Origin of the sequence: Bacillus sp. ISL-78 (assembly GCF_018613455.1) — a bacterium.
GTDB classification, from domain to species: Bacteria; Bacillota; Bacilli; order Bacillales; family DSM-1321; genus Peribacillus; species Peribacillus frigoritolerans.
This window is the reverse complement of record NZ_JAGGQC010000004.1, coordinates 106,098-128,055: the sequence shown is the minus strand read 5'-3', so window position 1 is coordinate 128,055 and position 21,958 is coordinate 106,098. Positions and strand designations below refer to the sequence as shown.

General features: G+C 42.4%; 23 protein-coding genes. 1 reads left to right on the top strand and 22 read right to left on the bottom strand.

The features are described 5' to 3' along the window. Window positions 1-47: 47 nt before the first annotated feature. The 4 genes from J7I96_RS06140 to spoIIQ form a co-directional block, all read right to left on the bottom strand. A complete protein-coding gene (locus J7I96_RS06140; RefSeq protein WP_214772334.1) occupies window positions 48-887 on the bottom strand; it encodes a flagellar hook-basal body protein in 840 nt (279 codons plus the stop codon). A gap of 277 nt (window positions 888-1,164) precedes the next feature. Beyond that, on the bottom strand, window positions 1,165-2,166 hold the full coding sequence (gene mreB / locus J7I96_RS06135) for a rod shape-determining protein (RefSeq protein WP_034315765.1): 1,002 nt from the start codon (window positions 2,164-2,166) through the stop codon (window positions 1,165-1,167). A 306-nt stretch (window positions 2,167-2,472) separates the two neighbouring features. Further along, window positions 2,473-2,745 (bottom strand): sporulation transcriptional regulator SpoIIID, encoded by a 273-nt coding sequence (gene spoIIID, locus J7I96_RS06130; RefSeq protein WP_034315767.1) that lies wholly within the window; start codon window positions 2,743-2,745, stop codon window positions 2,473-2,475. 434 nt (window positions 2,746-3,179) lie between these two features. Next, complete coding sequence (gene spoIIQ / locus J7I96_RS06125) at window positions 3,180-4,094, bottom strand: stage II sporulation protein SpoIIQ (RefSeq protein WP_214772607.1); 915 nt, start codon at window positions 4,092-4,094, stop codon at window positions 3,180-3,182. Window positions 4,095-4,246: 152 nt separating this feature from the next. Between spoIIQ and J7I96_RS06120 the strand changes: the two genes are divergently transcribed. After that, window positions 4,247-4,672: a VanZ family protein gene (locus J7I96_RS06120; protein WP_214772336.1), complete on the top strand. Its 426-nt coding sequence runs from the start codon at window positions 4,247-4,249 to the stop codon at window positions 4,670-4,672. A gap of 20 nt (window positions 4,673-4,692) precedes the next feature. Here J7I96_RS06120 and spoIID read toward each other — a convergent pair whose 3' ends face one another. From spoIID to J7I96_RS06030, 18 genes are all read right to left on the bottom strand, one after another. Beyond that, on the bottom strand, window positions 4,693-5,730 hold the full coding sequence (spoIID, locus tag J7I96_RS06115; protein WP_251025279.1) for a stage II sporulation protein D: 1,038 nt from the start codon (window positions 5,728-5,730) through the stop codon (window positions 4,693-4,695). Between the two features lie 200 nt (window positions 5,731-5,930). Further along, a complete protein-coding gene (murA, locus tag J7I96_RS06110; protein ID WP_034315774.1) occupies window positions 5,931-7,232 on the bottom strand; it encodes a UDP-N-acetylglucosamine 1-carboxyvinyltransferase in 1,302 nt (433 codons plus the stop codon). A gap of 32 nt (window positions 7,233-7,264) precedes the next feature. Then, complete coding sequence (locus tag J7I96_RS06105; RefSeq protein ID WP_214772338.1) at window positions 7,265-8,014, bottom strand: YwmB family TATA-box binding protein; 750 nt, start codon at window positions 8,012-8,014, stop codon at window positions 7,265-7,267. Between the two features lie 158 nt (window positions 8,015-8,172). After that, window positions 8,173-8,415 (bottom strand): DUF1146 family protein, encoded by a 243-nt coding sequence (locus J7I96_RS06100; protein ID WP_034315776.1) that lies wholly within the window; start codon window positions 8,413-8,415, stop codon window positions 8,173-8,175. 149 nt (window positions 8,416-8,564) lie between these two features. Next, window positions 8,565-10,091 (bottom strand): NADH-quinone oxidoreductase subunit NuoN, encoded by a 1,527-nt coding sequence (gene nuoN / locus J7I96_RS06095; RefSeq protein ID WP_214772341.1) that lies wholly within the window; start codon window positions 10,089-10,091, stop codon window positions 8,565-8,567. Between the two features lie 3 nt (window positions 10,092-10,094). Further along, the gene (locus tag J7I96_RS06090) at window positions 10,095-11,618 is read right to left on the bottom strand and encodes an NADH-quinone oxidoreductase subunit M (protein WP_214922163.1); all 1,524 of its coding nucleotides are present in this window, start codon (window positions 11,616-11,618) and stop codon (window positions 10,095-10,097) included. Then, window positions 11,615-13,486, bottom strand: a complete 1,872-nt coding sequence (nuoL, locus tag J7I96_RS06085) for an NADH-quinone oxidoreductase subunit L (RefSeq protein WP_214922161.1) — start codon at window positions 13,484-13,486, stop codon at window positions 11,615-11,617. Before nuoL ends, J7I96_RS06090 begins: the two co-directional genes overlap by 4 nt. Window positions 13,487-13,520: 34 nt before the next feature. Further along, the gene (nuoK, locus tag J7I96_RS06080; protein WP_214772347.1) at window positions 13,521-13,835 is read right to left on the bottom strand and encodes an NADH-quinone oxidoreductase subunit NuoK; all 315 of its coding nucleotides are present in this window, start codon (window positions 13,833-13,835) and stop codon (window positions 13,521-13,523) included. Next, complete coding sequence (locus J7I96_RS06075; RefSeq protein WP_214922160.1) at window positions 13,832-14,350, bottom strand: NADH-quinone oxidoreductase subunit J; 519 nt, start codon at window positions 14,348-14,350, stop codon at window positions 13,832-13,834. The genes nuoK and J7I96_RS06075 overlap by 4 nt, the downstream gene beginning before the upstream one ends. Further along, window positions 14,347-14,766: an NADH-quinone oxidoreductase subunit NuoI gene (gene nuoI / locus J7I96_RS06070; protein WP_048685828.1), complete on the bottom strand. Its 420-nt coding sequence runs from the start codon at window positions 14,764-14,766 to the stop codon at window positions 14,347-14,349. Before nuoI ends, J7I96_RS06075 begins: the two co-directional genes overlap by 4 nt. Before the next feature lie 33 nt (window positions 14,767-14,799). Next, window positions 14,800-15,807 (bottom strand): NADH-quinone oxidoreductase subunit NuoH, encoded by a 1,008-nt coding sequence (nuoH, locus tag J7I96_RS06065; protein WP_048685830.1) that lies wholly within the window; start codon window positions 15,805-15,807, stop codon window positions 14,800-14,802. Beyond that, the gene (locus J7I96_RS06060; RefSeq protein ID WP_034315793.1) at window positions 15,808-16,905 is read right to left on the bottom strand and encodes an NADH-quinone oxidoreductase subunit D; all 1,098 of its coding nucleotides are present in this window, start codon (window positions 16,903-16,905) and stop codon (window positions 15,808-15,810) included. A 5-nt stretch (window positions 16,906-16,910) separates the two neighbouring features. Continuing rightward, window positions 16,911-17,960 carry an NADH-quinone oxidoreductase subunit C gene (locus tag J7I96_RS06055; RefSeq protein ID WP_215048051.1) on the bottom strand — a complete coding sequence of 350 codons (1,050 nt, stop codon included), beginning with the start codon at window positions 17,958-17,960 and terminating at the stop codon, window positions 16,911-16,913. Beyond that, window positions 17,961-18,437 (bottom strand): NuoB/complex I 20 kDa subunit family protein, encoded by a 477-nt coding sequence (locus J7I96_RS06050; RefSeq protein ID WP_170946902.1) that lies wholly within the window; start codon window positions 18,435-18,437, stop codon window positions 17,961-17,963. A gap of 26 nt (window positions 18,438-18,463) precedes the next feature. Next, on the bottom strand, window positions 18,464-18,838 hold the full coding sequence (locus J7I96_RS06045; RefSeq protein WP_057278185.1) for an NADH-quinone oxidoreductase subunit A: 375 nt from the start codon (window positions 18,836-18,838) through the stop codon (window positions 18,464-18,466). A 340-nt stretch (window positions 18,839-19,178) separates the two neighbouring features. Beyond that, window positions 19,179-19,580, bottom strand: a complete 402-nt coding sequence (locus J7I96_RS06040) for a F0F1 ATP synthase subunit epsilon (protein WP_034315803.1) — start codon at window positions 19,578-19,580, stop codon at window positions 19,179-19,181. Window positions 19,581-19,605: 25 nt separating this feature from the next. Then, window positions 19,606-21,003 (bottom strand): F0F1 ATP synthase subunit beta, encoded by a 1,398-nt coding sequence (gene atpD / locus J7I96_RS06035; protein ID WP_214772353.1) that lies wholly within the window; start codon window positions 21,001-21,003, stop codon window positions 19,606-19,608. Window positions 21,004-21,090: 87 nt separating this feature from the next. Then, window positions 21,091-21,951 (bottom strand): F0F1 ATP synthase subunit gamma, encoded by an 861-nt coding sequence (locus J7I96_RS06030; RefSeq protein WP_034315808.1) that lies wholly within the window; start codon window positions 21,949-21,951, stop codon window positions 21,091-21,093. Window positions 21,952-21,958 lie beyond the last annotated feature (7 nt).

Here is a 21,958-nt window from a genome sequence, read left to right as displayed (position 1 = left end):
GTTTTTCCCCTTACAGTTAAAATTTCCGAATTTCACCTACCGCTTAATTAGAGCCTGCCAACTTCATTGACCGCTTTATCCAAACTTTTATCATAGGCTTGAAGCACCTTCTGACTCGCTTCAAAAGAGCGGTATGCCGACATCATTTCTGTCATCGTTCTCGATTGGTCAACATTGGAGCCTTCAAGAAAGCCCTGCTTAGTGGAAAAACCGACATCCGCAGCAGCGTATGCGCTAGGTAAAGCCCCATCATTCAAAGCCTTATATAGGCCTTCTCCATCTTTCATGAGCTGTAATGACGGATCATCCGAATAACCGATCCCCAAACGTGCGGTTTGAACATTTCCTTCTGAGATAACACCGTTTTCCGCTACTGTGAATCGATCGCTATCAAGCTGGATCTTTTCATTATTTTCGTTCAATACATAATGACCGGACGGCGTGATCAGATAACCTTGCCCATCCAGGGTGAAACTGCCGTTACGCGTATAACGGATAGCACCATCGCCATCCTGGACAGTAAAAAACACCGAGCCTTGCCGACCCGTTTCCTCATTGATCGGCAGGTTTTCATCAACAAGGGAAATATCCGTATCAAGCTGGGTTTCCTCCAATGTGCCCTGGGTAAATAAAGGATTCGCCTCCTGTACGTAAACACCCGTACTGAGCCCCCCAACCTGGGAAAAGTTAGACATGCTCAATTTGCTCTCCGTGGGAACCGTTTCACTACTCATGCTGCTTATGAGCATTTCCGGAAAAGACCTTACACTCAATTGATCCGCTTTATATCCTGTTGTATTCGCATTGGACATATTGTTTGTGAGTAATTCCGTGCGCCTTTGCTGTGCAAGCATCCCGGAAGCAGCCGTATAAAAACCTCTTAACATCTTCTTCACTCCCCAATCCACATAAATTATCCGTTCAATATCTCATATCTATCTTATCGGTCATGAACATCATTATCTTAAGGAAAAGGAGAAGCATTAGGCAGAAGAATTTGTCATATCGCAGGCTAGGTCAAATTTAAAGGAATGGTGTTAAATTCTCGACTAAAAGAAGAGGGCCTATTGCTCATCAGTACTAGAACTGCACGCACTTTCACTATGCCTCACGTTTGTCTGAACCTTAGACCCCTATCTTATGATGCGGATTTCCACCCGCTTTTTAGTTGAATTTGTGCCGTGGCAATTTATCCATATTATCAAGCATGATACCAGTTCCGATTGCTACACAATCCATTGGCTGCTCGGCAACGAGTACTGGGACCTTAAGTTCTTCAGCAAGAAGTAAATCAATCCCGTGAAGCAAGGCTCCCCCGCCTGTTAAAATGACGCCGCGGTCGATGATATCAGCAGAAAGTTCTGGCGGCGTCCGTTCAAGTACGCTTTTTGCAGCTTGTACAATGATGGAAACCTGCTCGCGAAGTGCCTCCTCAATTTCTTCAGAATTGACCGAAATGGTTCTAGGCAATCCCGATACCATATCACGCCCACGGATATCGATGACTTCATTACGAGATCCAGGGAAGACGGTTGCAACCTGGATTTTAATGTTCTCCGCTGTACGTTCACCAATCAGGAGCTTATACTTCCGCTTGATATAATTTAATATTTCATTATCGAATTTGTCACCGGCCATTTTAATGGATGAAGATGTAACGATATCCCCCATTGAAAGAACGGCAATATCCGTTGTACCCCCGCCAATATCTACGACCATATTTCCGCTTGGTTGAAAAATATCCATACCGGCACCGATTGCAGCCACTTTCGGCTCTTCTTCAAGGTATACTTTCTTCCCGCCGCTTTTTTCGGCAGCTTCCTTAATCGCCTTTTGTTCGACACTTGTTATGTTGGTCGGGCAGCAAATTAAAATTCTAGGCTTTGAAAGAAAGCCTTTCACATTCAATGTATTGATAAAATGCTTAAGCATCGATTCTGTTACATCGAAATCTGCAATTACACCGTCTTTTAAAGGACGGATTGCAATGATGTTTCCTGGAGTACGGCCTACCATTTTTCGAGCTTCTTCCCCGACGGCAAGAACACGGTTTGTATTCTTATCAATCGCCACCACCGAAGGCTCATTTAACACAATTCCTTTACCTTTGACATGTATAAGAACATTGGCTGTTCCAAGATCTATCCCAATATCTCTAGCAAACATTTCTTAAATCCTCCTTGAATATCCTCACATATAACCTACTTCTGTCCTAATTGTTTATTTTACCATATTGCATTGACACAAGTAAGTATGAATTATAAATAAACACTAATACAGACTATTATTTCCTATTTTGCCAAAATGTAAAAAAAATCAATGCCTTATGTACTAACCTACCGTATTTTCCCATAAAAAAACCCCGGCATGGAACCGCAATCAAGGTTAAGAAAAGGCAAACACCACTTTCATGTCCCCTTACTCATTCCCCGATAGCCCGATTCACTTCCAATTGCCGGAATGATTCAAGTATCATTTAACGATTTCTTCTTCTCTTTCAGAACGTTTGTATTTTAATTTTGTCGCTTCTCCACCTCTAAGGTGACGAATGGATTTATGATAATCCAATATATCCTTCACTTCGTTAGCCAAATCAGGATTAATTTCTGGCAGCCTCTCAGTTAAGTCTTTATGCACTGTACTTTTAGAGACTCCGAACTCTTTTGCAATGACGCGGACTGTTTTTCTAGTTTCCACGATATACTTTCCTATCTTGATAGTTCTTTCTTTGATGTAATCGTGCACACCACTCGACCTCCCCAAATTGGATGTGAGAAGTGTGAAATGAGATTCGTATTTTTCGAATCGAATACCGCTGCCCTATAAACAATGAAAGATAGAATTATTCACCTATTAGATAATTTGTAATAAACGATTCCTCACCTCAAACACTCTCTTTGCATGGTTTATAACATCTTATTAGCTTGGTTAAGAATATATGCCTAATGGGACAGGAGGTTTGGATTTATTTCTGATTTTCATCTGTTTATTTTCATTAAACGTAAATTATTTCCCGAGAAATTTGTCAGAAATTCAAAGGTTTCAGCATATTGGCCAATATTTCCTCGAAAGAAAAAAAGAAGCCGTTCAAAGTGAACGGCTTCCTTTTACCAAATTTTCAGTTGTTGTCATTCGTAACGCTCTAGGTTTTTGTTTTGATTTTATTAAAAATCTTAATCTTAATTAGATTGATTTAACGAATCTTTTAAGGAATCGCTTTCTTCAGTTGTATCTTCACCAGGGACAGAGCCTTCCTCATCAGTGCCACTATCTAAATCAGTGCTCTCGTCAGTTTCGTCAACTGCAGGCGTTTCTTCTTTGTCAGCTTCAGACCCTTCGACTGCAGGTGTTTCTTTGTCAGCTTCTGATCCTTCGACTGCAGGTGTTTCTTCTTTATCAGCTTCGGCATCAGCTGCAGATTGAATCGCAGAAGCTTGTTTATCAACAAAATCAAGTGGGTTTAACGCAATGTTATCTTTTCTGATTTCGAAGTGGACATGTACGCCAGCCTCTTCATTAATTTGGCTTTTTCCAGCTGTAGCAATTGCTTGTCCTTGTTTTACTTTGTCACCGACTGCAACCTTAATGTCTTTAACAGATTGATAACGAGTAACAACGCCATCTTCATGCTCTACTTCAACTAAATTTCCAAGTAACGCATCGTCTTGAACTTTTGTTACATTTCCACTTAAGGAAGCTTTTACATCGAAAGACTTACCATCTTCCATTGCAATGTCTATACCTTTGTTTTGCTCATATCTATTGTTGTAGAAAACTAATGCTTCTTCTTGTGCCTTTTCATCCGCATTCACATCATAAAACTGTTTCTTGATAACCGATTTGTCTGCATCGGCTACAGGCATCTTGATTGTCTCAAGATTGCTATTAACCTCTACAGAAGGCTCACCATAGTTTTTTCCTGTTTCAGCCGATTCCTCTTTGCCATCGTTAGCTGAATCATCAAAACTATTTTGTAATAAGAAGGCCGCGGCTAAGATTATGGCTGCACTTGCGATATAGATTGCTGATAATGCCCAACGTTGTTTTAGTATACGTCGGATTGTGGAAGTTGGTTTCTTTTCTTCCTCTCTCATATTAATCACCTCAGCAATCATTCTGAACATTTTGTTAAAATTATATACATTCAGGAAAAATTTTTTTTGGATTTATTTTGTGGAAATGAAACCGATTTTATTCGTAGAATGGTAAAATGTTTGGTATCTTACTGTTGAAGGATGTTTAAATCATGAAAAAAGCTTTTAAAATTGTGTTAACGTTATTGCCTTTTCTATATATGATTGCCATTTGGATAATGTCGAGCAACCCCGATGATATGATTCTTGATCTTCCCTCATCCTCATCTGACCGATTTATCAAAGAGGCTCTTCATCTGGTCGAATTTGCCCTTTTGTATATATTATTTGTTTCGGCACTTGCTGCACACCAAAAACTGAGATCTGGTTTAAGCCTGTTGTCTGCCCTTGTAGCTTGCCTTTATGGAGTGATGGATGAATACCATCAATCTTTCGTCCCGTACCGCTCCTCTAGCTTAATAGATGTCATTAAAGACATCATTGGAGTAGCTGCAGTTTATTTTCATGTCCAATATCATTATTTCAAGCGTGAACGGGGCTTTTTGACCTTTATAGAAAAATTAAACGAAAAGAAATGAGAGATGGGAAATCCCACCTCTCATTTTTTTGCCGTCATCGTATTCAGCCACTTACTTGAAGACTGAACTTTGACGCCTTTATAATAATATTTCACGATGTCTTCATAGGTTTTCCCTTCCCTGGCCATGCCGTTAGCACCGTATTGGCTCATTCCAACTCCGTGTCCAGATCCTTTTGTCGTGATCACAATCCGGTTGCCTTGACGCTCCCAGTCAAAATCGGAAGATGTCAGCCCGAGCTTCTCACGAATCTGTTTTCCTGTCATTTTCTTTCCTCCGATATCCACTACACCTACGCGATTACCTGATGTTCTTTCAATAACAGTTCCTATGGATGATCCCGAAGAAAGACTTACACCCAATTTTTTTTCAAAATCTGCAGTATCGACTACTACTTTATTATAAAACTTTGGTGATTCTTCTTTATCCCATGGACTGGATACACTTTTTAAATAGGGAAATTCAGCTTGCCAATAGTCCTCGGAATTCTCCGTATAGCCATTGCTTGTCGAAAAAAAAGTGGCAGTAATCGGTTTTCCTTCATAGGTTAATATTTGACCCGCCGTTTCTTTTATGGCCTTGTTAATTTTTTGCATCTTCCATTTATAATCAGAGCCCCACTGTTTTTTCAGCTCATCATTATTCTTATAAACTTGGTGCATGACCGTATCGCTTACATCGGCACCATCCGGCAATCCTAATCGACTTTCGCTTATGAGCTGATTGACAATATAGGTTCTCGCCGTCAACGCTTGTGCTTTCAGCGCTTCTTCTTCAAAATCTGCTGGCATTTCAGCTGCAACCACACCGCTCAAGTACGATTCAATCGGCAGTTTTTCAATCTTTTTTGCAGATGTGCGGTAAACGGCAACTTCTACGGAACTCATTTCATTTGCCGCTACCTCTTTGCCCTCACTCTTCCCTTTCTTTTCTAATTGCTCGGTCAACTGCCCACTTGTCTTATCATTTGAAAATGGAAGCACAAGCACTGCTGGAATCATGATAATTACGAATGCTACTGCTATGAATAGTACGACCATCGGTTTGATTGCTTTCAAATTCCTGAGCCTCCCTACACTTGTTTTCTCTGCCGTATAATCGTATCCAGCAGGTATCTTTACATAACAAATGTATGTCGAAGGACAAGCATTTATGAATAGAAAAACGACAACTATTTAACTGTCGGCCAAGAATCCGGAACACGAAAAAAAACCACTCACGGTTCGGAGACTCGAACGTGAATGGTTTTATAAGCTACTTATGCGTTTAAATCTGCAATTTTTTTTGTTTCAGCAGGCACATCTTCGTTAATACGTTCCACATCAGCACCTAGAGATGCCAATTTTCCATGGAAATTCACGTATCCTCTGTCAAGATGCTTCAATTCTGTAACACGTGTAATGCCATCTGCAACCAATCCAGTCAGGATGAGCGCTGCCGCGGCACGTAAATCTGTTGCAGCTACTTCAGCACCTTGAATGTTAGTTGGACCATTAACGATAACGGAACGGCCTTCTATTTTAATATTGGCATTCATGCGACGGAATTCTTCAACATGCATGAAACGGTTTTCGAAAACGGTCTCCGTAATCATACTTGTTCCTTCAGCACGCAGTAATAATGCCATCATTTGCGATTGCATATCAGTCGGGAAACCAGGATGCGGCATTGTTTTGATGTCAATGGCCTTCAAGGTTTTTGGACCGATAACGCGTAATCCATCTTCTTCTTCAAGAATTTTAACGCCCATTTCCTCCATTTTAGCAATAAGGGAAGTAAGGTGTTCAGGTACAGCTCCTTGAACAAGAACATTGCCGCCAGTAAGAGCGGCCGCTGTCATGAATGTACCAGCTTCGATACGGTCAGGTATAATCGTATGTTCAGTGCCATATAATTTATCGACACCTTCGATTCTCATCGTACCGGTACCGGCACCTCTGACTTTGGCACCCATTTTATTAAGGAGATTCGCAAGATCTACAATTTCAGGCTCTTTGGCCACATTTTCAAGAATCGTAATACCTTCAGCAAGCGTAGCAGCCATCATGATGTTTTCGGTGGCACCAACACTTGGGAAGTCAAGATACACTCTTGCACCCTTAAGTCTGCCTTCTACCTCGGCATCAATGAAACCATTGCCGACCTTCACTTTTGCTCCCATCGCTTCAAATCCCTTTAAATGCTGGTCGATAGGACGTGATCCGATGGCACAGCCACCAGGAAGAGCAACGCGGGCCCGGCCATTCCTTGCTAGTAATGAGCCCATCACTAAAACGGAAGCTCTCATTTTACGTACATATTCAAATGGTGCTTCTTCTAATAACTCTCTTGATGCATCTACAGTTACTTGATTGTCATGAAAGGCAACATCTGCATTTAAGTTGCGCAATACTTCATTGATTGTATATACATCGGAGAGCGTAGGAACATCTTTAATGATACTTTTCCCATCACTTGCTAATAATGTTGCAGCGATAACTGGCAAAACGGCGTTTTTAGCACCTTCTACTTTAACTGTCCCGCTAAGCCTTTTTCCGCCGCGGACGATGATTTTTTCCAAAAGTATTCCCCTCCGCGTCCATTTTCTCTATATTAATATTCAAACGTTATGATTGGTGTGCCAACTACAAAGTTCGTTCGGTCACCCAATCCTTCTGTCCGTAGCCCAAACTGCAAATTTAATTTTTCTTTTGTCAAAGGTTGTTTAAACAATGTTGAATGTGCAGATATAGATGTAAAGTTTGTTTCGTGCACACTCTCAATTTCCCTTGCTCGGAACATATCTAACAGGTCTTCAGTTTTAGAGTTTAAAACCGAATCCATATTATCATTGATAGACCCTTTAATACAAGAAAAAATTGAAGGAGTTCCTATAAATAGGTCATTCACCCTGTTTTGGAACGTAGCGGTAAAAAAGGCATTATTGGCTTTCTTCCACTTTTTCCCCTTCACTTCGTAAATAACATAGGTAACTTTATCAAATTTCTCTTCCGTTGTCATTATTTTAATAGACTCGGTCAGACCTGAATCGACATTGTAAGTTAACGCCTCAGCCTTCCAGCCGGAAGCATCATCTTTCCGGTGCCATTGAAATTGAGGGTATTTTCGCTTTAAAGCTGTAACTTCGCTTTCAAACTCTTGTTTAGTTGTAATCTCTTTATTTATTTCTCTAGTGAGTACAGACCAATCCCCTATGTCTAAATCTTTATCTTCCTGTAACAGTCCCACCATTTTAACTATATCTGGTTTACTTTCTGCCACAATCGTACTATTCCCAATTAAAATCACCATCAAACCGAGAAATACTATGTATGTTAACATTTTTTTATTTAAAAAATACATGTTAAATCCCTCCCCTTTTACACATTCTTTCCATAAGGAGAGAGATCATACTTCGAGTTTTCCGACAATTGGTGACACCTTCCCCTTAAACTTGCAGGAAGCAATAGCGAATACAAGAGTAGAATCATATTTTGCTATAAGAATATTCTTACAGCTTATCAGTCATTACTAAACATATACGGAAGTTGGTTTGCAAATCCCAGGTAGTCGAGGAAGAAGTTACTTACAACTGAACCGATGGCAACCGTTAATAAAATATATAAAACCCTGGCCTTGATGACCGAATTGGATCTTAACATTTTATCAAAATGTAATGCCTGTAATGCCCACCAGGTAACTGCGATGAAAAACAAGTGTGCAATTATTCCTGTTAAAGCTTGCTGTCCCATTGCTGAAAACATGTACATACCTCCTAAAAGACACCCGAATTCTATTCTAACACAAAACCCCTTCATATTTGGAATTAAAAAGGAAGAATTGCAAAATATCTTTTTAAAACTGTAAATAGAGGCTTGATCCAATGGAACAAGCCTCTGATACAGGCATTATATCATTTACTCGAAATAAAGTCTGTAAAATCACCAAATTGATCATGAATAAAATCAAAGGCAATATTTGGCGCTATCCCGAAAAGTATGGTGCCTATTACGCATATGATCAACACGGCGTAAAGACCCGGACGAATTTTAATGACCTTCTCTGAATGAATCGGTCGGAAAAAGACCTGCACCAGTAATCCGAAATAATATACATAGGACACAATGGTACCTGCAATCATGATTCCCGCAAGGACGAAATGTCCAGGCTCCGTTATGAATGTCCCAAGAAAAATATTGAGTTTGCCAATGAAACCTGTCGTCCCGGGAATTCCAGCAAGCGACAGGATGAATACGGTGAATGCCAGGGCAAGATACGGGGATTTCCTCCCCAGTCCTGCAAGAATGCTGATATCTTCGGACCCACTTTGACTGGAGAGCAGCTGAATGACTGCAAATACACCGATATTCATTAATACATAAGCCATTAGGTAAAACCAGACAGTATCCAGCAGGAAATATCCCCCGCCCAATGTTGCCACCGCCACAAGCAGGTAACCCGCATGAGCGATGCTTGAATAGGCAAACATTCGTTTTAAATTTTGCTGCCTTAACGCAACCACATTTCCAATGATGATCGTCAGCCCCGCCAATGAAGCTATATAAATATTATTTTTATCCAAAAAATCTAGCGCCCCGAACGTATCACCGGAAGCCGTTAGGAATAACGAAAGAAAAAGGCGAAGGATGATGACAAAACCCGCCATTTTCGAAATTACACTCAAGAAGGCTGCGACCGGCGTCGGTGCCCCTTCATAGACATCCGGCGCCCACATATGAAACGGTGCGGCAGCTATCTTGAAGGATACACCGACAAACACCATGAAGAAAGCGAGTCCCATGATGTATTGCAGTTGCCCGTCGGTCATCGCAGCCATCGTCCTGCTCATTTCGCCTAGATTGACGGAACCGGTCACTCCATATAAATAGCTCATCCCGAATAAAGTGATTGCTGTGGAAATGCCTCCGTTTATCACATACTTCATGGACGCTTCGTTGGACTTCCGATCATGCTTCCGCATTCCTACTAATATATAAGATGAAAGTGAAAGAAGTTCCAGTCCAACGAACAGTGTGATCAAATCACCGCTTGAGGACATGACCATCGCTCCAAGCAAAGCGGTCAGGAACAGATAATAAAATTCCCCCCTATGCTCCCGCAGCCCCTCTCGCGGTTCATATCCTTCAGCCAGAAGGATGATCAGGGCCGCTCCGAATAATAGTAGCAGCTTAAAAGCTTTTGCAAATGAATCTAAACGAAACGTATCGGATAAGATACTGACTGTCTCAAAGGATAGCAGGCTAATCAGTGACAAACATGCCAAAATGATTCCGGTTAGCGCGAGCCATGCCAGTTTTCTCCGATTAAAGTGCTTCGGCCAGAATAAATCCAGTATCGAAAGAATCATGGTCGTTCCAAGAATGATGAATTCTGGCATCATCGCTCCCCAATCATAAGAAAGCATCGTGTTCCAATCCATCCTTCATCGCCCCCCTAGAGCAAGCATCATGGCTTCAATCGTTCCTTGAAGAGGCCCGCCTAACAAATTTGGGTATACCCCAACAGATATTATCAAACCGAGAAGAACCAACGTCGGCAAAAACTCCCAGCCCCTTAGGTCCCATTTCTCTTTTTCTATCAAGCTATCATTTTTCCCGAAAGTCATAAGCATGACCGCCCTCAGTACATAAACAGCGGTTAATACCAGCCCGATCGCTCCTATTGCCGCAAGCAACGGCTGACTCTTGAATAAGCCAAGAAATACCATGAATTCACTGATGAAACCGGACATGCCAGGCAAACCGAGTGAAGCCATCCCGCAAGCTAACATAAACCCTGAAAAAATCGGCATCGACTTGGCCAGCCCTCCAAGCTTAGGAAGCATCGTGGTTCCTGTACGCTCATACAACGCTCCCACCAAGAAAAACAACAAAGCAGCAATTAGCCCGTGTGAGATGACTTGAAAAATAGCTCCCTGAATGCCCGCTTCATTCAAGGCTCCCAGCCCCATCATGACGATACCCATATGCGAGATTGATGAGTAGGCTAAAACGAGCTTGAAATCCGTTTGTACCAATGCCAGAAAAGCACCATATAAAAAACTGAGGACCCCAAATAGGACTATGGTAAAAGCCAAGCTTTTATATTGTTCAGGAAATATCCCCATTCCAAACCGGATGATTCCGTACGCCCCAATTTTCAATAAGACACCCGCATGTATCATGACTATGGATGGAGGTGCTTCTGCATGGACCCGCACCATCCAGCTATGAAAGGGAAAGACCGGCAGCTTTATCGCAAATGCCACGAGAAATGCAAGACATAAACCATATTTCATCGAACCGGATATGGGTGCAAAAAGCGAAACGCCGCCCATTGTCATCATCTGTGTCAATGCTGCAATGTTGGTCGTACCTGTCCTGGCAAACAAAATCAAAATGGCCACCAATAAAACAGCCGAACCAATGCCATTATAGATCAGGAAACTATAAGAAGCTTTCTCCCTCTCCAGAAAGCCCCATCTGCCAATCAAAAAGAAAGCAGGAATCAAAGTCATTTCGAAAAAGATGAAAAAAAGGATCAAATTTTCTGCCGTGAAGACACCGAGCATTCCAATCTCCAGGATCAAAAATAATAAATAATACCCTTTCCATTCTTTTTTTATATAAATGGATGCGATTGCAGCCAGTGATGAAATGATTGTTGTCAGTAATATGAAGATGAGACTTAAGCCATCCAGGCCCAACTCAAAATCAACCGTGAAGAGCTTGGGATCATACATCTCCAAATTTCCAAACCTGATCCAATTCAACTTAATGTCAAATATGGATAGGGCCACACCCGAATAATATTGGCTGCAAAGAAAGAATGATAGGAAAAGGGGAGGCAGTGTTCCGAAAAAACCAAATTGTTTAATCGTCCTTTCCTCTTTTTTCGGCATGAGGGCAACCATCACGATGCCCAGCAGCGGTGAAAACACTAAAAGCGAGAGCAAATAGACATTCATCTTAGATACCCCCCAGTTACTGCAAAAATCACCAACAGTACCGCAAGTCCCAGAAAGGCTATCATGCCATATTGCTGTACCTGTCCCGTTTGCAGTTTAGACCCTATTTTCCCCAATCCTTCTATTGAACTTGTTACAGTGGAAACAAGTCCACCGACAATGAACCTTTCAATATAAGATAGGAATATACTAAAGCCTTTGATTGCATAGCCTGCAGTAAAATGATAAATCTCATCAATGTAATACTTATTTTCCAAAATCCTATATACCTCGGAGTTTTCTTTGACAAGCCATTCCCGAGATACCTTCTTTTTAACGTATATCATATAAGCAAGGTAAATCCCGGCCAGCGACACAAGCACGGCCATCAACATTATCCAAACGGGCCCCTCACTATGGCTGGCGCCTAGAAGAGCTTCATTTCCCTCCACAAGCCACTCCCCAAGAAAAGTTCCAAACCACGGTGTTTGGATATACCCACCGATTATAGCAAGCAAAGCCAATGTGAGCATGGGAATTAGCATGATGAAAGGTGATTCCTTGACCTGTTCTGCCTGACTGCGTGAATCGCCTGCAAACATCATGAAAAACAGCCGGAACATATAAAACGCAGTTAAAAAGGAGGTAACCACCGCTAGACCAAACAATATATAACTACCATTCTCCCAAGCTGCCATTAGAATTTCGTCTTTACTGAAAAAGCCCGAGAGCAACGGAAACCCCGTTATCGCCAACGTGCCAATCAAGAACAGCGGACCGGTCCAATTCAACTTGCGCCATAAGCCGCCCATTTTTTCCATATCCTGTGTATGTATAGCGTGAATAACACTGCCTGCTGCCAAAAACAGCAATGCTTTAAAAAAGGCATGGGTCATTAAATGAAAAACCCCGGCCACATATCCCGAAGTACCCAAAGCAAGCATCATAAAACCAAGCTGAGAGATGGTCGAATAGGCCAATACACGCTTAACATCCTTTTGCACTATGGCAATGCTTGCGGCAAATATGGCTGTAATCCCACCCGTTATGGCCACTACCTGCATCGCAGCAGAACTAGCCATGAATAAAGGAAACATGGCCGCCACCAGGTATACCCCTGCAGCAACCATGGTCGCTGCGTGTATCAATGCGGAAACCGGAGTCGGGCCTTCCATTGCATCCGGAAGCCATGTGTGAAGTGGAAATTGTCCAGACTTCCCAACCGCACCGATAAAAATCAAAATAGCGATTAATGTGAGTTTTTCACTTGATATCATGCCCGACTGAACGGCCTGAAAGATCTCGCCATATTCAAAGCTGCCTGTTTCCCAGAATAGGAGAATGATGCCGATTAATAACCCTACATCCCCAATCCTGGTCATGATGAATGCCTTCTTCGCCGCAGCCTTAGCTTCCAGTTTATAAAAGTAAAAACCAATGAGCAGAAAAGACCCCACCCCGACCAATTCCCAGAAGATATAAAGCTGTAATAAATTGGGTGCCATGACTAGTCCAAGCATGGCAAAGGTGAAGAAGCCCAGATAAGCATAAAAAATGGAGAATCGCACTTCACCCTTCATATACCCCTTCGAATATATCTGGACAAGCAGGCTGACAAGGGAAACGACCACAAGCATCAAGGCATTGAGCTGATTGATTTCGAATCCAGCTGAAAGTTGCGTCCCTCCGAAGGAAAGCCAATCTATCGATATATTATAAGTAGGTTCTTTAAATCGCTCGATCAGGACTAGCAACGATAAAACGAACGAAGCCACTGTACATATTATTCCTATAAAAGCCCCTCGTTCCCGCAGCCGCCCGCCTGATAGAAGCAGAACCAGAAACGTGACGAGTGGAAAGATCGGTATGAGCCATGCGTGCTCCATCATCGTATCAAATCCCCTTCTTCAATTATATAAACCTTCAATTCTTCATCATTTCCATTTCATCGACATTGACCGTCTTCCTATTGCGATAAAAGGATATTAGTATGGCCAGCCCTACAGCTGCCTCAGCTGCAGCAATCGTAATCGTGAATAAGGAAAAAACTTGACCCGTAATGGATGGCGTTACCCCGAATTTACTGAAGGCCACTAAATTGATATTTGCAGCGTTCAGCATCAGCTCGATTGAAATCAAAACAATGACCGCATTTCTTTTCGTCAAGGCACCATACAGCCCTATACAAAATAAAACGAGAGCCAATACAAGATAAGCCGACAAAGGAACTCCCGTCATGATCGATCTCCCTCCTCATCATCTTTTTTAGCCAATACGATGGCACCGACTAAAGCAACAAGCAGGAGTACCGACATCACTTCAAATGGAATGACATATTTTGAAAAAAGTTCGATACCTATTTGCTTTGTATTTTCCTCATGCAAGGCCGTTGGCTGTACAGGTATATCCAGATTATAAATCCCAAGATAGACCGCTACGGCAAATCCAGCAATCGCTACAAGCAAGGAGAAATTCCCCCAGCCCCCTTTAGCGGGTGCATCATTTTCTTGGTGTTTTGTCAGCATAATCCCGAATAGCATCACGATCGTAATGGCCCCTGAATAAATAAGGATTTGGACAATGGCGACAAACTCGGCCGAAAGCAACATATAAATGCCTGCAATGCCCAAGAAAGTAAAAACGAGTGCGATAACCATGTGCACCACTTTTGTTAAGGTAATCAACAGCACCCCGCCTACTATCGCGACGAGTGCCAAACCAATGAAGGCAATTAATTCACCTGACAAACTCATACTTTATTCACCTTCCGGATATTTTCATCATTTTCATCCAGCCACTCCAGATTTTTAAAAAGATGATCACGGCTATACTCGGCCAGCTCGAATTGATTCGTCATAACGATCGCTTCTGTAGGGCAGACCTCCGTACATAAATCACATAAAATGCAAATCTCGAAATTGATGTCATACGTATCGATGATTTTCCCTTTTTTCGACGGGTCCGGATGTTTCTTACCTGTTAATTGAATACAATCCGTTGGACAAATCGTCACGCATTGATTGCATACGATACACTTTTCAGGATAGAATTTTTGGATTCCGCGAAATCGGTCAGGGAGCGGAAGCGGCTCATTCGGGTAGTCATAGGTCACTTTTTTCCTCGTCAAGTTCTTTAATGTATAGGTTAAACCTTTTGCTAAACCAAGCATATAAATCCCTCGCTTTCCGACCAGCTTACGTTTCTAAAAAAGGTTAAGCAATTCTTTTATTAGTGCCGTCAAAAATATATTTGCCAATGCAACCGGAAGCAGCACTTTCCATCCGAATTCCATCAATTGATCAGCCCTTATACGAGGAAAGGTTACACGGATCCAGACCAATATATAGAATACGGCACTGAACTTCAGACCGAACCAGATGGCTGCCGGAATAAAATCCAAAAACGGAATAGAATTCCATCCCCCTAAAAATAATACAGTGGTTAGCGTTGCCATTGCAAACATATACACATATTCGGATAACATAAAGAAGGCCCAGCGAAATCCAGAGTATTCAACATGATAGCCTGCAACAAGTTCGGATTCCGCTTCCGGAAGGTCAAAAGGAACCCTGTTCAACTCGGCAACCGATGCAATGAAAAACACGATGAACGCAACCGGCTGAAGAAAAATGAACCAAACCTTTTCCTGGGCTGCAACTATATCATTCAAGTTTAAACTGCCTGTTATGAGGACTATGCCCACTAGCGACATCACCAAAGGAATCTCATAAGATATCATTTGAGCGGCTGCCCTCATTCCGCCAATCAAAGAATACTTATTATTGGATGCCCAACCTGCTGTGACGATGCCGATGGTCGATATGCCGGAAATCGCCATATAATAAAGCAGCCCGACACCTATATCAGCAAATTGGAAGGCATCGGTGAACGGCAAAGTGGCAAGGACCATGAAAGCGGGAGCAAACGCAATTACCGGAGCTAAGATATATAACGGCTTATCAGCTTTCTTGGGTATCGTATCTTCCTTGATCAGAAGTTTCAAAACATCAGCAACGGTCTGTAAAAGGCCCCATTTCCCTCCAATTTGGTTTGGGCCGACACGCATCTGCATGAATCCCATGATTTTACGTTCTGAAAGGATTCCATAGGTTACAAACCCTAATACGACAAACAGGAGCAGGACTGCCAAACCGAAAAAAATGCCGAAATTCAGTAGGCTTGGAGCGGAGTGGAGAAGATCCTTGATCATTTATCCATCCACCTCCCCTAACACGATATCGATTGCACCTAAAATCGTTATCAAGTTCGCCATATTTTCCCCCTCCAATAATTTCGGAAGAATTTGCAGATTATAAAACGAAGGTCTGCGGAATTTCAAGCGGTATGGCTCCTTTTTCCCTTCACTAGCGATATAACAGCCTATTTCCCCTCTTGGTGATTCAATTCGGACAAATGCCTCACCCTTAGGAACCTTTATTATTTTAGGGACCTTAGCAAGGACCGGCCCTTCTGGAAATTGCTCAACCGCCTGCTCGATGATTTTCAGTGACTCTTCGATTTCTTCCATTCTACAATGATAGCGTGAAAAGGCATCCCCCTCTTCCCTTGTAGGAACATCGAATGTGAACCTATCATAAATGGAATATGGTTCATTTTTTCGTAAATCCCACTTCACACCTGTACACCTTAAGTTGGCACCGCTAAGCGAATACTGCAAGGCTTCTTCCTTCGAATAGATGCCCACCCCTTTAACCCGATTAACAAAGATTTCATTCCCTGTCACAAGCTCATGGTAACCGGCAAGCTGCTCCCTCATATAAGGGACAAACTCGGCAACCTTCGCAATCCAGTCTTCAGGAGCATCCCATTTCACACCTCCGACACGCATATAATTGAATGTTAGGCGTGCCCCTGACAATTCAGTCAATAAATTAACGATCATTTCACGTTCTCGGAATGCGTAAAGGAAAGGACTCGTCGCACCTATATCCAGCAAGTATGTACCCCACCAGACGAGGTGGCTTGCAACTCTGCCCAATTCCATTGCGATGACCCGCAAATATTCTGCCCTTTCAGGGATCTCCACCCCCATCATCGTCTCAACAGCATGGCAAAGCACATAATTATTTGTCATTGCCGCCAGATAATCGAGCCGGTCAGTATAGGGGATTATTTGTGTATATTGCAGATTTTCCGCTAGTTTTTCCGTACCTCGATGCAGATACCCGATGACAGGTGTAGCCTCTTTGATAATCTCACCGTCAATCTTGATGACAAGCCGAAAAACACCATGTGTACTCGGATGCTGCGGCCCGACATTGAGAAGCATTTCTTCCGTCCTTAACATAGGGCTTACACCTCCACATCATAAGGCTCATAGTCTTTTCTAAGGGGATACCCTTTCCAATCTTCCCCAAGTAAAATCCGCTTTAAATCAGGGTGTTCATAAAAGTTAATGCCTAATAAATCATATGCCTCACATTCTGGCCAATTTGCACCTGACCATAATGGGACCAATGATGGGATAACGGGAGTATCCCTATCAAGCTTCACTTTCAAGGCAACCGATTGGTTCATTTTGAATGAGTGTAAATGTACATAGATTTCCATATGGGATTCAAAATCCGTACCATGAAGTTCCGATAAATACGAAAAGTCAAGCTGTTCATCATACCGCAGAAATTTAGCTATTGAGAAATATGTATCCGGATTAGCCACTAAAGTGGGTACATCTTTTGATAGTCTATTAATATAGTTCTCTAATAATGCCCCTTGTCCTACATGGCTTTCAATAGCAGAAACAATTTGATCGAGTTTCGACTGATTTGGGGAAATTTCGCTAGGGGTGTCAGCTTCCTCGCTTTCCTGTACAGCAGTCCTGTTCCTCGCAGCAGCAGCCGCTTTCGCTTTAGCAGCGGCTGCTGCCTTTGCCTTGGCTGCTGCCGCCGCCTTTTGCTTCGCTGCATCGATTTCGCCTGCCGGCTTTTCTGCCGCTTCTTCTTTTGCCTGTTTTTTGGCCAATGCCGCTGCCTTTGCCTTGGCCGCTGCCGCCGCCTTTTGCTTCGCTGCATCGATTTCGTCTTCCGGCTTTTCTGCCGCTTCTGCTTTCGCCTGTTTTTTGGCCAATGCCGCTGCCTTCGCCTTGGCCGCTGCCGCCGCCTTTTGCTTCGCTATATCCATTTCGCCTTCCGGCTTTTCTGCCGCTTTTTCTTTCGCCTGTTTTTTGGCCAATGCCGCTGCCTTCGCCTTGGCCGCTGCCGCCGCCTTTTGCTTCGCTATATCCATTTCGCCTTCCGGCTTTTCTGCCGCTTCTGCTTTCGCCTGTTTTTTGGCCAATGCCGCTGCCTTCGCCTTGGCCGCTGCCGCCGCCTTTTGCTTCTCTAAGTCTTCCTTTTCACTCATCTATATCACCCGCTTTCCGGTTTTAGCCTCATAACGGATTTTTTCTTTTAATTTATTGATCCCGTAAATAAGTGCAGCTGGATTTGGGGGACAACCCGGTATATAAACATCGACAGGTACAATTTGATCTACTCCTTTGACCACTGAGTAAGAGTGGACATAAGGCCCGCCAGCAGTTGCACAGGAGCCCATTGCAATAACCCATTTCGGTTCTGGCATTTGTTCGTATAATCTACTTATTATTGGAGCCATTTTTTTCGTTACCGTTCCTGAAACAATCATGACATCCGATTGTCTGGGGGATGTTCGAAAAAAAGAACCAAATCGGTCCAAATCATAATGAGAGGAGCCGACACCCATCATTTCAATTGCACAACATGCCAAACCGAAAGTCATTGGCCAGAGTGAGTTACTTCTTGCCCAGCCTTTTATTTGTTCAAGTGTGGATAAGAAAATACTGTGGCGCATTTCTTCCATTTCTTTAGGGGTAAGTTCATCCAACTTCAATTCCACTTTAACACCTTCTTTTTCCAAGCATAGATTAGCCCTAGCATAAGGATCACGACAAAAAACAGCATTTCAATCAATGCAAACAGTCCGAGTTCATCATAGGCAACCGCCCATGGGTAAAGAAAAACCGTTTCTACATCAAATATGACGAACATCAATCCAAATAGATAATACCTGACATTGAATTGGACCCTTGAATCCTGAAAAGGTTCGATTCCGCTTTCATAAGTCGTATACTTCATATCTGTCGGTTTATAAGGCCTTAGCAGTCTACCAAGAAATAAAGCGATCACAGGTAATAAAATACCGAGACAAAGGAAAACAAATACAATTAAATAATTATTTTGGTAAATATGCAGCTGTCCCATGTTCATCTCCCTTTATGGATATATCATGTTAAATGGCTACAATTTAAGTTTGCTTGTCTTCATTTTGGATACGTTATAAATATTATGCAGGGTAACATTCTTTTAGAAGCAACGTGATAGGAGGGGGTATGAAGCAATAAATGTAAGCGTATACATTATATCATTAGGATAAAAACATGTCGACGAGTAAAGGTTTAAAATGGAAAATACTTTACTTTATAATTCGACATTTTTTTCCTAATTCCGATATTCCATGTCAATAATCCTCAAAAACCTTCAGGATAAAAAAACACCTGGTCTCACCACGAATGGTTTGATCAGGTGTTTTAATCAATTAAAGTTATCGCATTTCTGCAATTTGGATTCGGTTGATTGCACGTTTAAGCGCTAAATCAGCTCTTTTAGCATCATTTGATCCATCATTGTTCTGCAATCTTTGTTCAGCACGGGCTTTTGCTGCTTGAGCACGTGCAAGATCGATAGTTTCAGCTCTTTCAGCAGATTGAGCCAAAATGGTTACCACATCAGGGCGAACTTCCAAGAAGCCACCATTTACAGCTACATAGTCTGTGTTGCTTCCATTTTTAAGACGGACAGCACCGATGGTAAGAGGAGCTACAGTTGGAACGTGTCCAGCCATGATTCCAAGCTCACCGCTTTTAGCTTTAGTGCTTACCATTTCAACTTCTGCATCATATACTGGGCCATCGGGAGTAACAACATTGACTTTAATGGTCTTCATTTCATTCCCTCCTAGGTCCCTTTAATTAAGCCATTTCTTTTGCTTTAGCAACAACTTCTTCGATGCGGCCAACTAGACGGAAAGCATCTTCAGGAAGTTCGTCATATTTTCCAGCTAGGATATCTTTGAATCCTTGGACTGTTTCTTTAACCGGTACATAAGATCCTTTTTGACCAGTAAATTGTTCAGCCACGTGGAAGTTTTGTGACAAGAAGTTTTGAATTCTACGAGCACGGGCAACGATTACTTTTTCGTCTTCGCTTAATTCGTCCATACCCAAGATCGCAATAATATCTTGAAGTTCTTTATATTTCTGTAAAGTTGATTGAACTTGGCGAGCCACATTATAGTGCTCAGCTCCAACGACTTCTGGGCTAAGGGCACGAGAAGAAGAAGCCAATGGATCAACTGCAGGGTAAATACCCATTTCAGAAAGTTTACGCTCAAGGTTAGTTGTTGCATCCAAGTGGGCGAAAGTTGTAGCTGGAGCCGGATCCGTATAGTCATCGGCAGGTACATAGATCGCTTGAATGGATGTAACAGAACCTTTATTGGTAGATGTAATACGTTCTTGCAATTGACCCATTTCTGTAGCAAGGGTTGGTTGGTAACCTACCGCTGAAGGCATACGGCCTAGAAGGGCAGAAACCTCAGAACCTGCTTGTGTGAAACGGAAGATGTTATCGATGAAGAAAAGAACGTCTTGTCCTTGTTCATCACGGAAATATTCAGCCATTGTCAAACCACTTAGAGCTACACGCATACGTGCACCAGGTGGCTCGTTCATTTGTCCGAATACCATCGCTGTTTTCTTAATAACACCAGAATCAGTCATCTCGTAGAAAAGGTCATTTCCTTCACGAGTACGCTCACCTACACCAGCGAATACAGAGATACCGCCGTGCTCTTGTGCGATGTTATTAATAAGTTCTTGGATAAGTACAGTTTTACCAACACCGGCTCCACCGAAGAGACCGATTTTACCACCTTTGATGTAAGGAGCAAGTAAATCTACTACTTTAATACCAGTTTCAAGAATTTCAACTGTTGTTGATAAGTCCTCAAAAGTTGGTGCTTGTCTGTGAATTGGATCACGGCGCACCTCTGCTGCAAGTGGTTCGAATAGGTCAATGTTTTCCCCTAATACGTTGAAAACGCGGCCTAATGTTACTTCACCTACAGGAACGGAAATTGGAGCTCCTGTATCAACAGTCTCTGCACCACGGGTTAAACCATCAGTGGAAGACATTGCTACAGTACGAACTGTATTATCACCTAGTTGAAGGGCTACTTCAAGAGTTAGTCCTGTACCAGACGCTGTATTTTCGATTCTTAACGCGTTATAGATCTTAGGAAGTTGTCCGTCTTCGAATTTCACGTCAACAACCGGACCCATAACTTGAGTAACGCGTCCTATATTCATCGTTTTCCCTCCTAACGTTGCTTATAACGACAATCTAGTTTATGGAACGGCCAAGCATCGTCCGGTCCGACCGTCCCTTTAATAATTTTATTCTAAAGCTGCTGCACCGCCGACAATTTCCGTTATTTCTTGAGTAATTGCGGCCTGACGTGCACGGTTATATTGCAATGAAAGTGAATCAATCAATTCTTTAGCATTATCGGTTGCATTTTTCATTGCAGTCATACGTGCAGAGTGCTCACTTGCTTTACCATCTAACAAAGCACCATAAATTAAACTTTCTGCGTACTGAGGCAGTAATACCTCAAGAATTTCTTCTGCATTCGGTTCAAATTCATAAGAAGTCATTGCTGCATTGGAAGTATTGAAGTCAGCTAACGGAAGGACTTGCGTTTCCGTTACATCCTGCTGGATTGGGCTGACATAATGGTTATAGTACATGTAAAGCTCATCACACAGTTCATTTAGATACAAATTCACTGTTGATTTAGCAAGGGAGCTAATGTCAGCGAAAGAAGGCTGATCAGGAACTCCAGTTACTTCAAGCTCTACGTGCATGTTACGGCTGACAAAGAAATCACGGCCAACCCTTCCGATTGCGATAATGACGAACTCATCATTGGATTTATGGCGTTCAAGAATGGTTTTATGAACGTGGCGAAGGATACTACTATTGTATGCTCCCGCCAATCCGCGGTCCGATGTGATTACCAGGTAACCGGTTTTCTTCACTGGACGCGAGACAAGCATTGGATGAGATGCACCCGTACTTCCGTTCGCAATACTTGATACTACTTCTTGAATTTTATCCATATATGGAACATATGCTTTAGCATTAGCTTCAGCACGGTTCATTTTAGAAGCAGATACCATCTGCATCGCTTTTGTAATTTGACTCGTCTTTTTCGTTGAAGTGATCCGAGACTTAATATCGCGTAAAGAGGCCATTCATTCT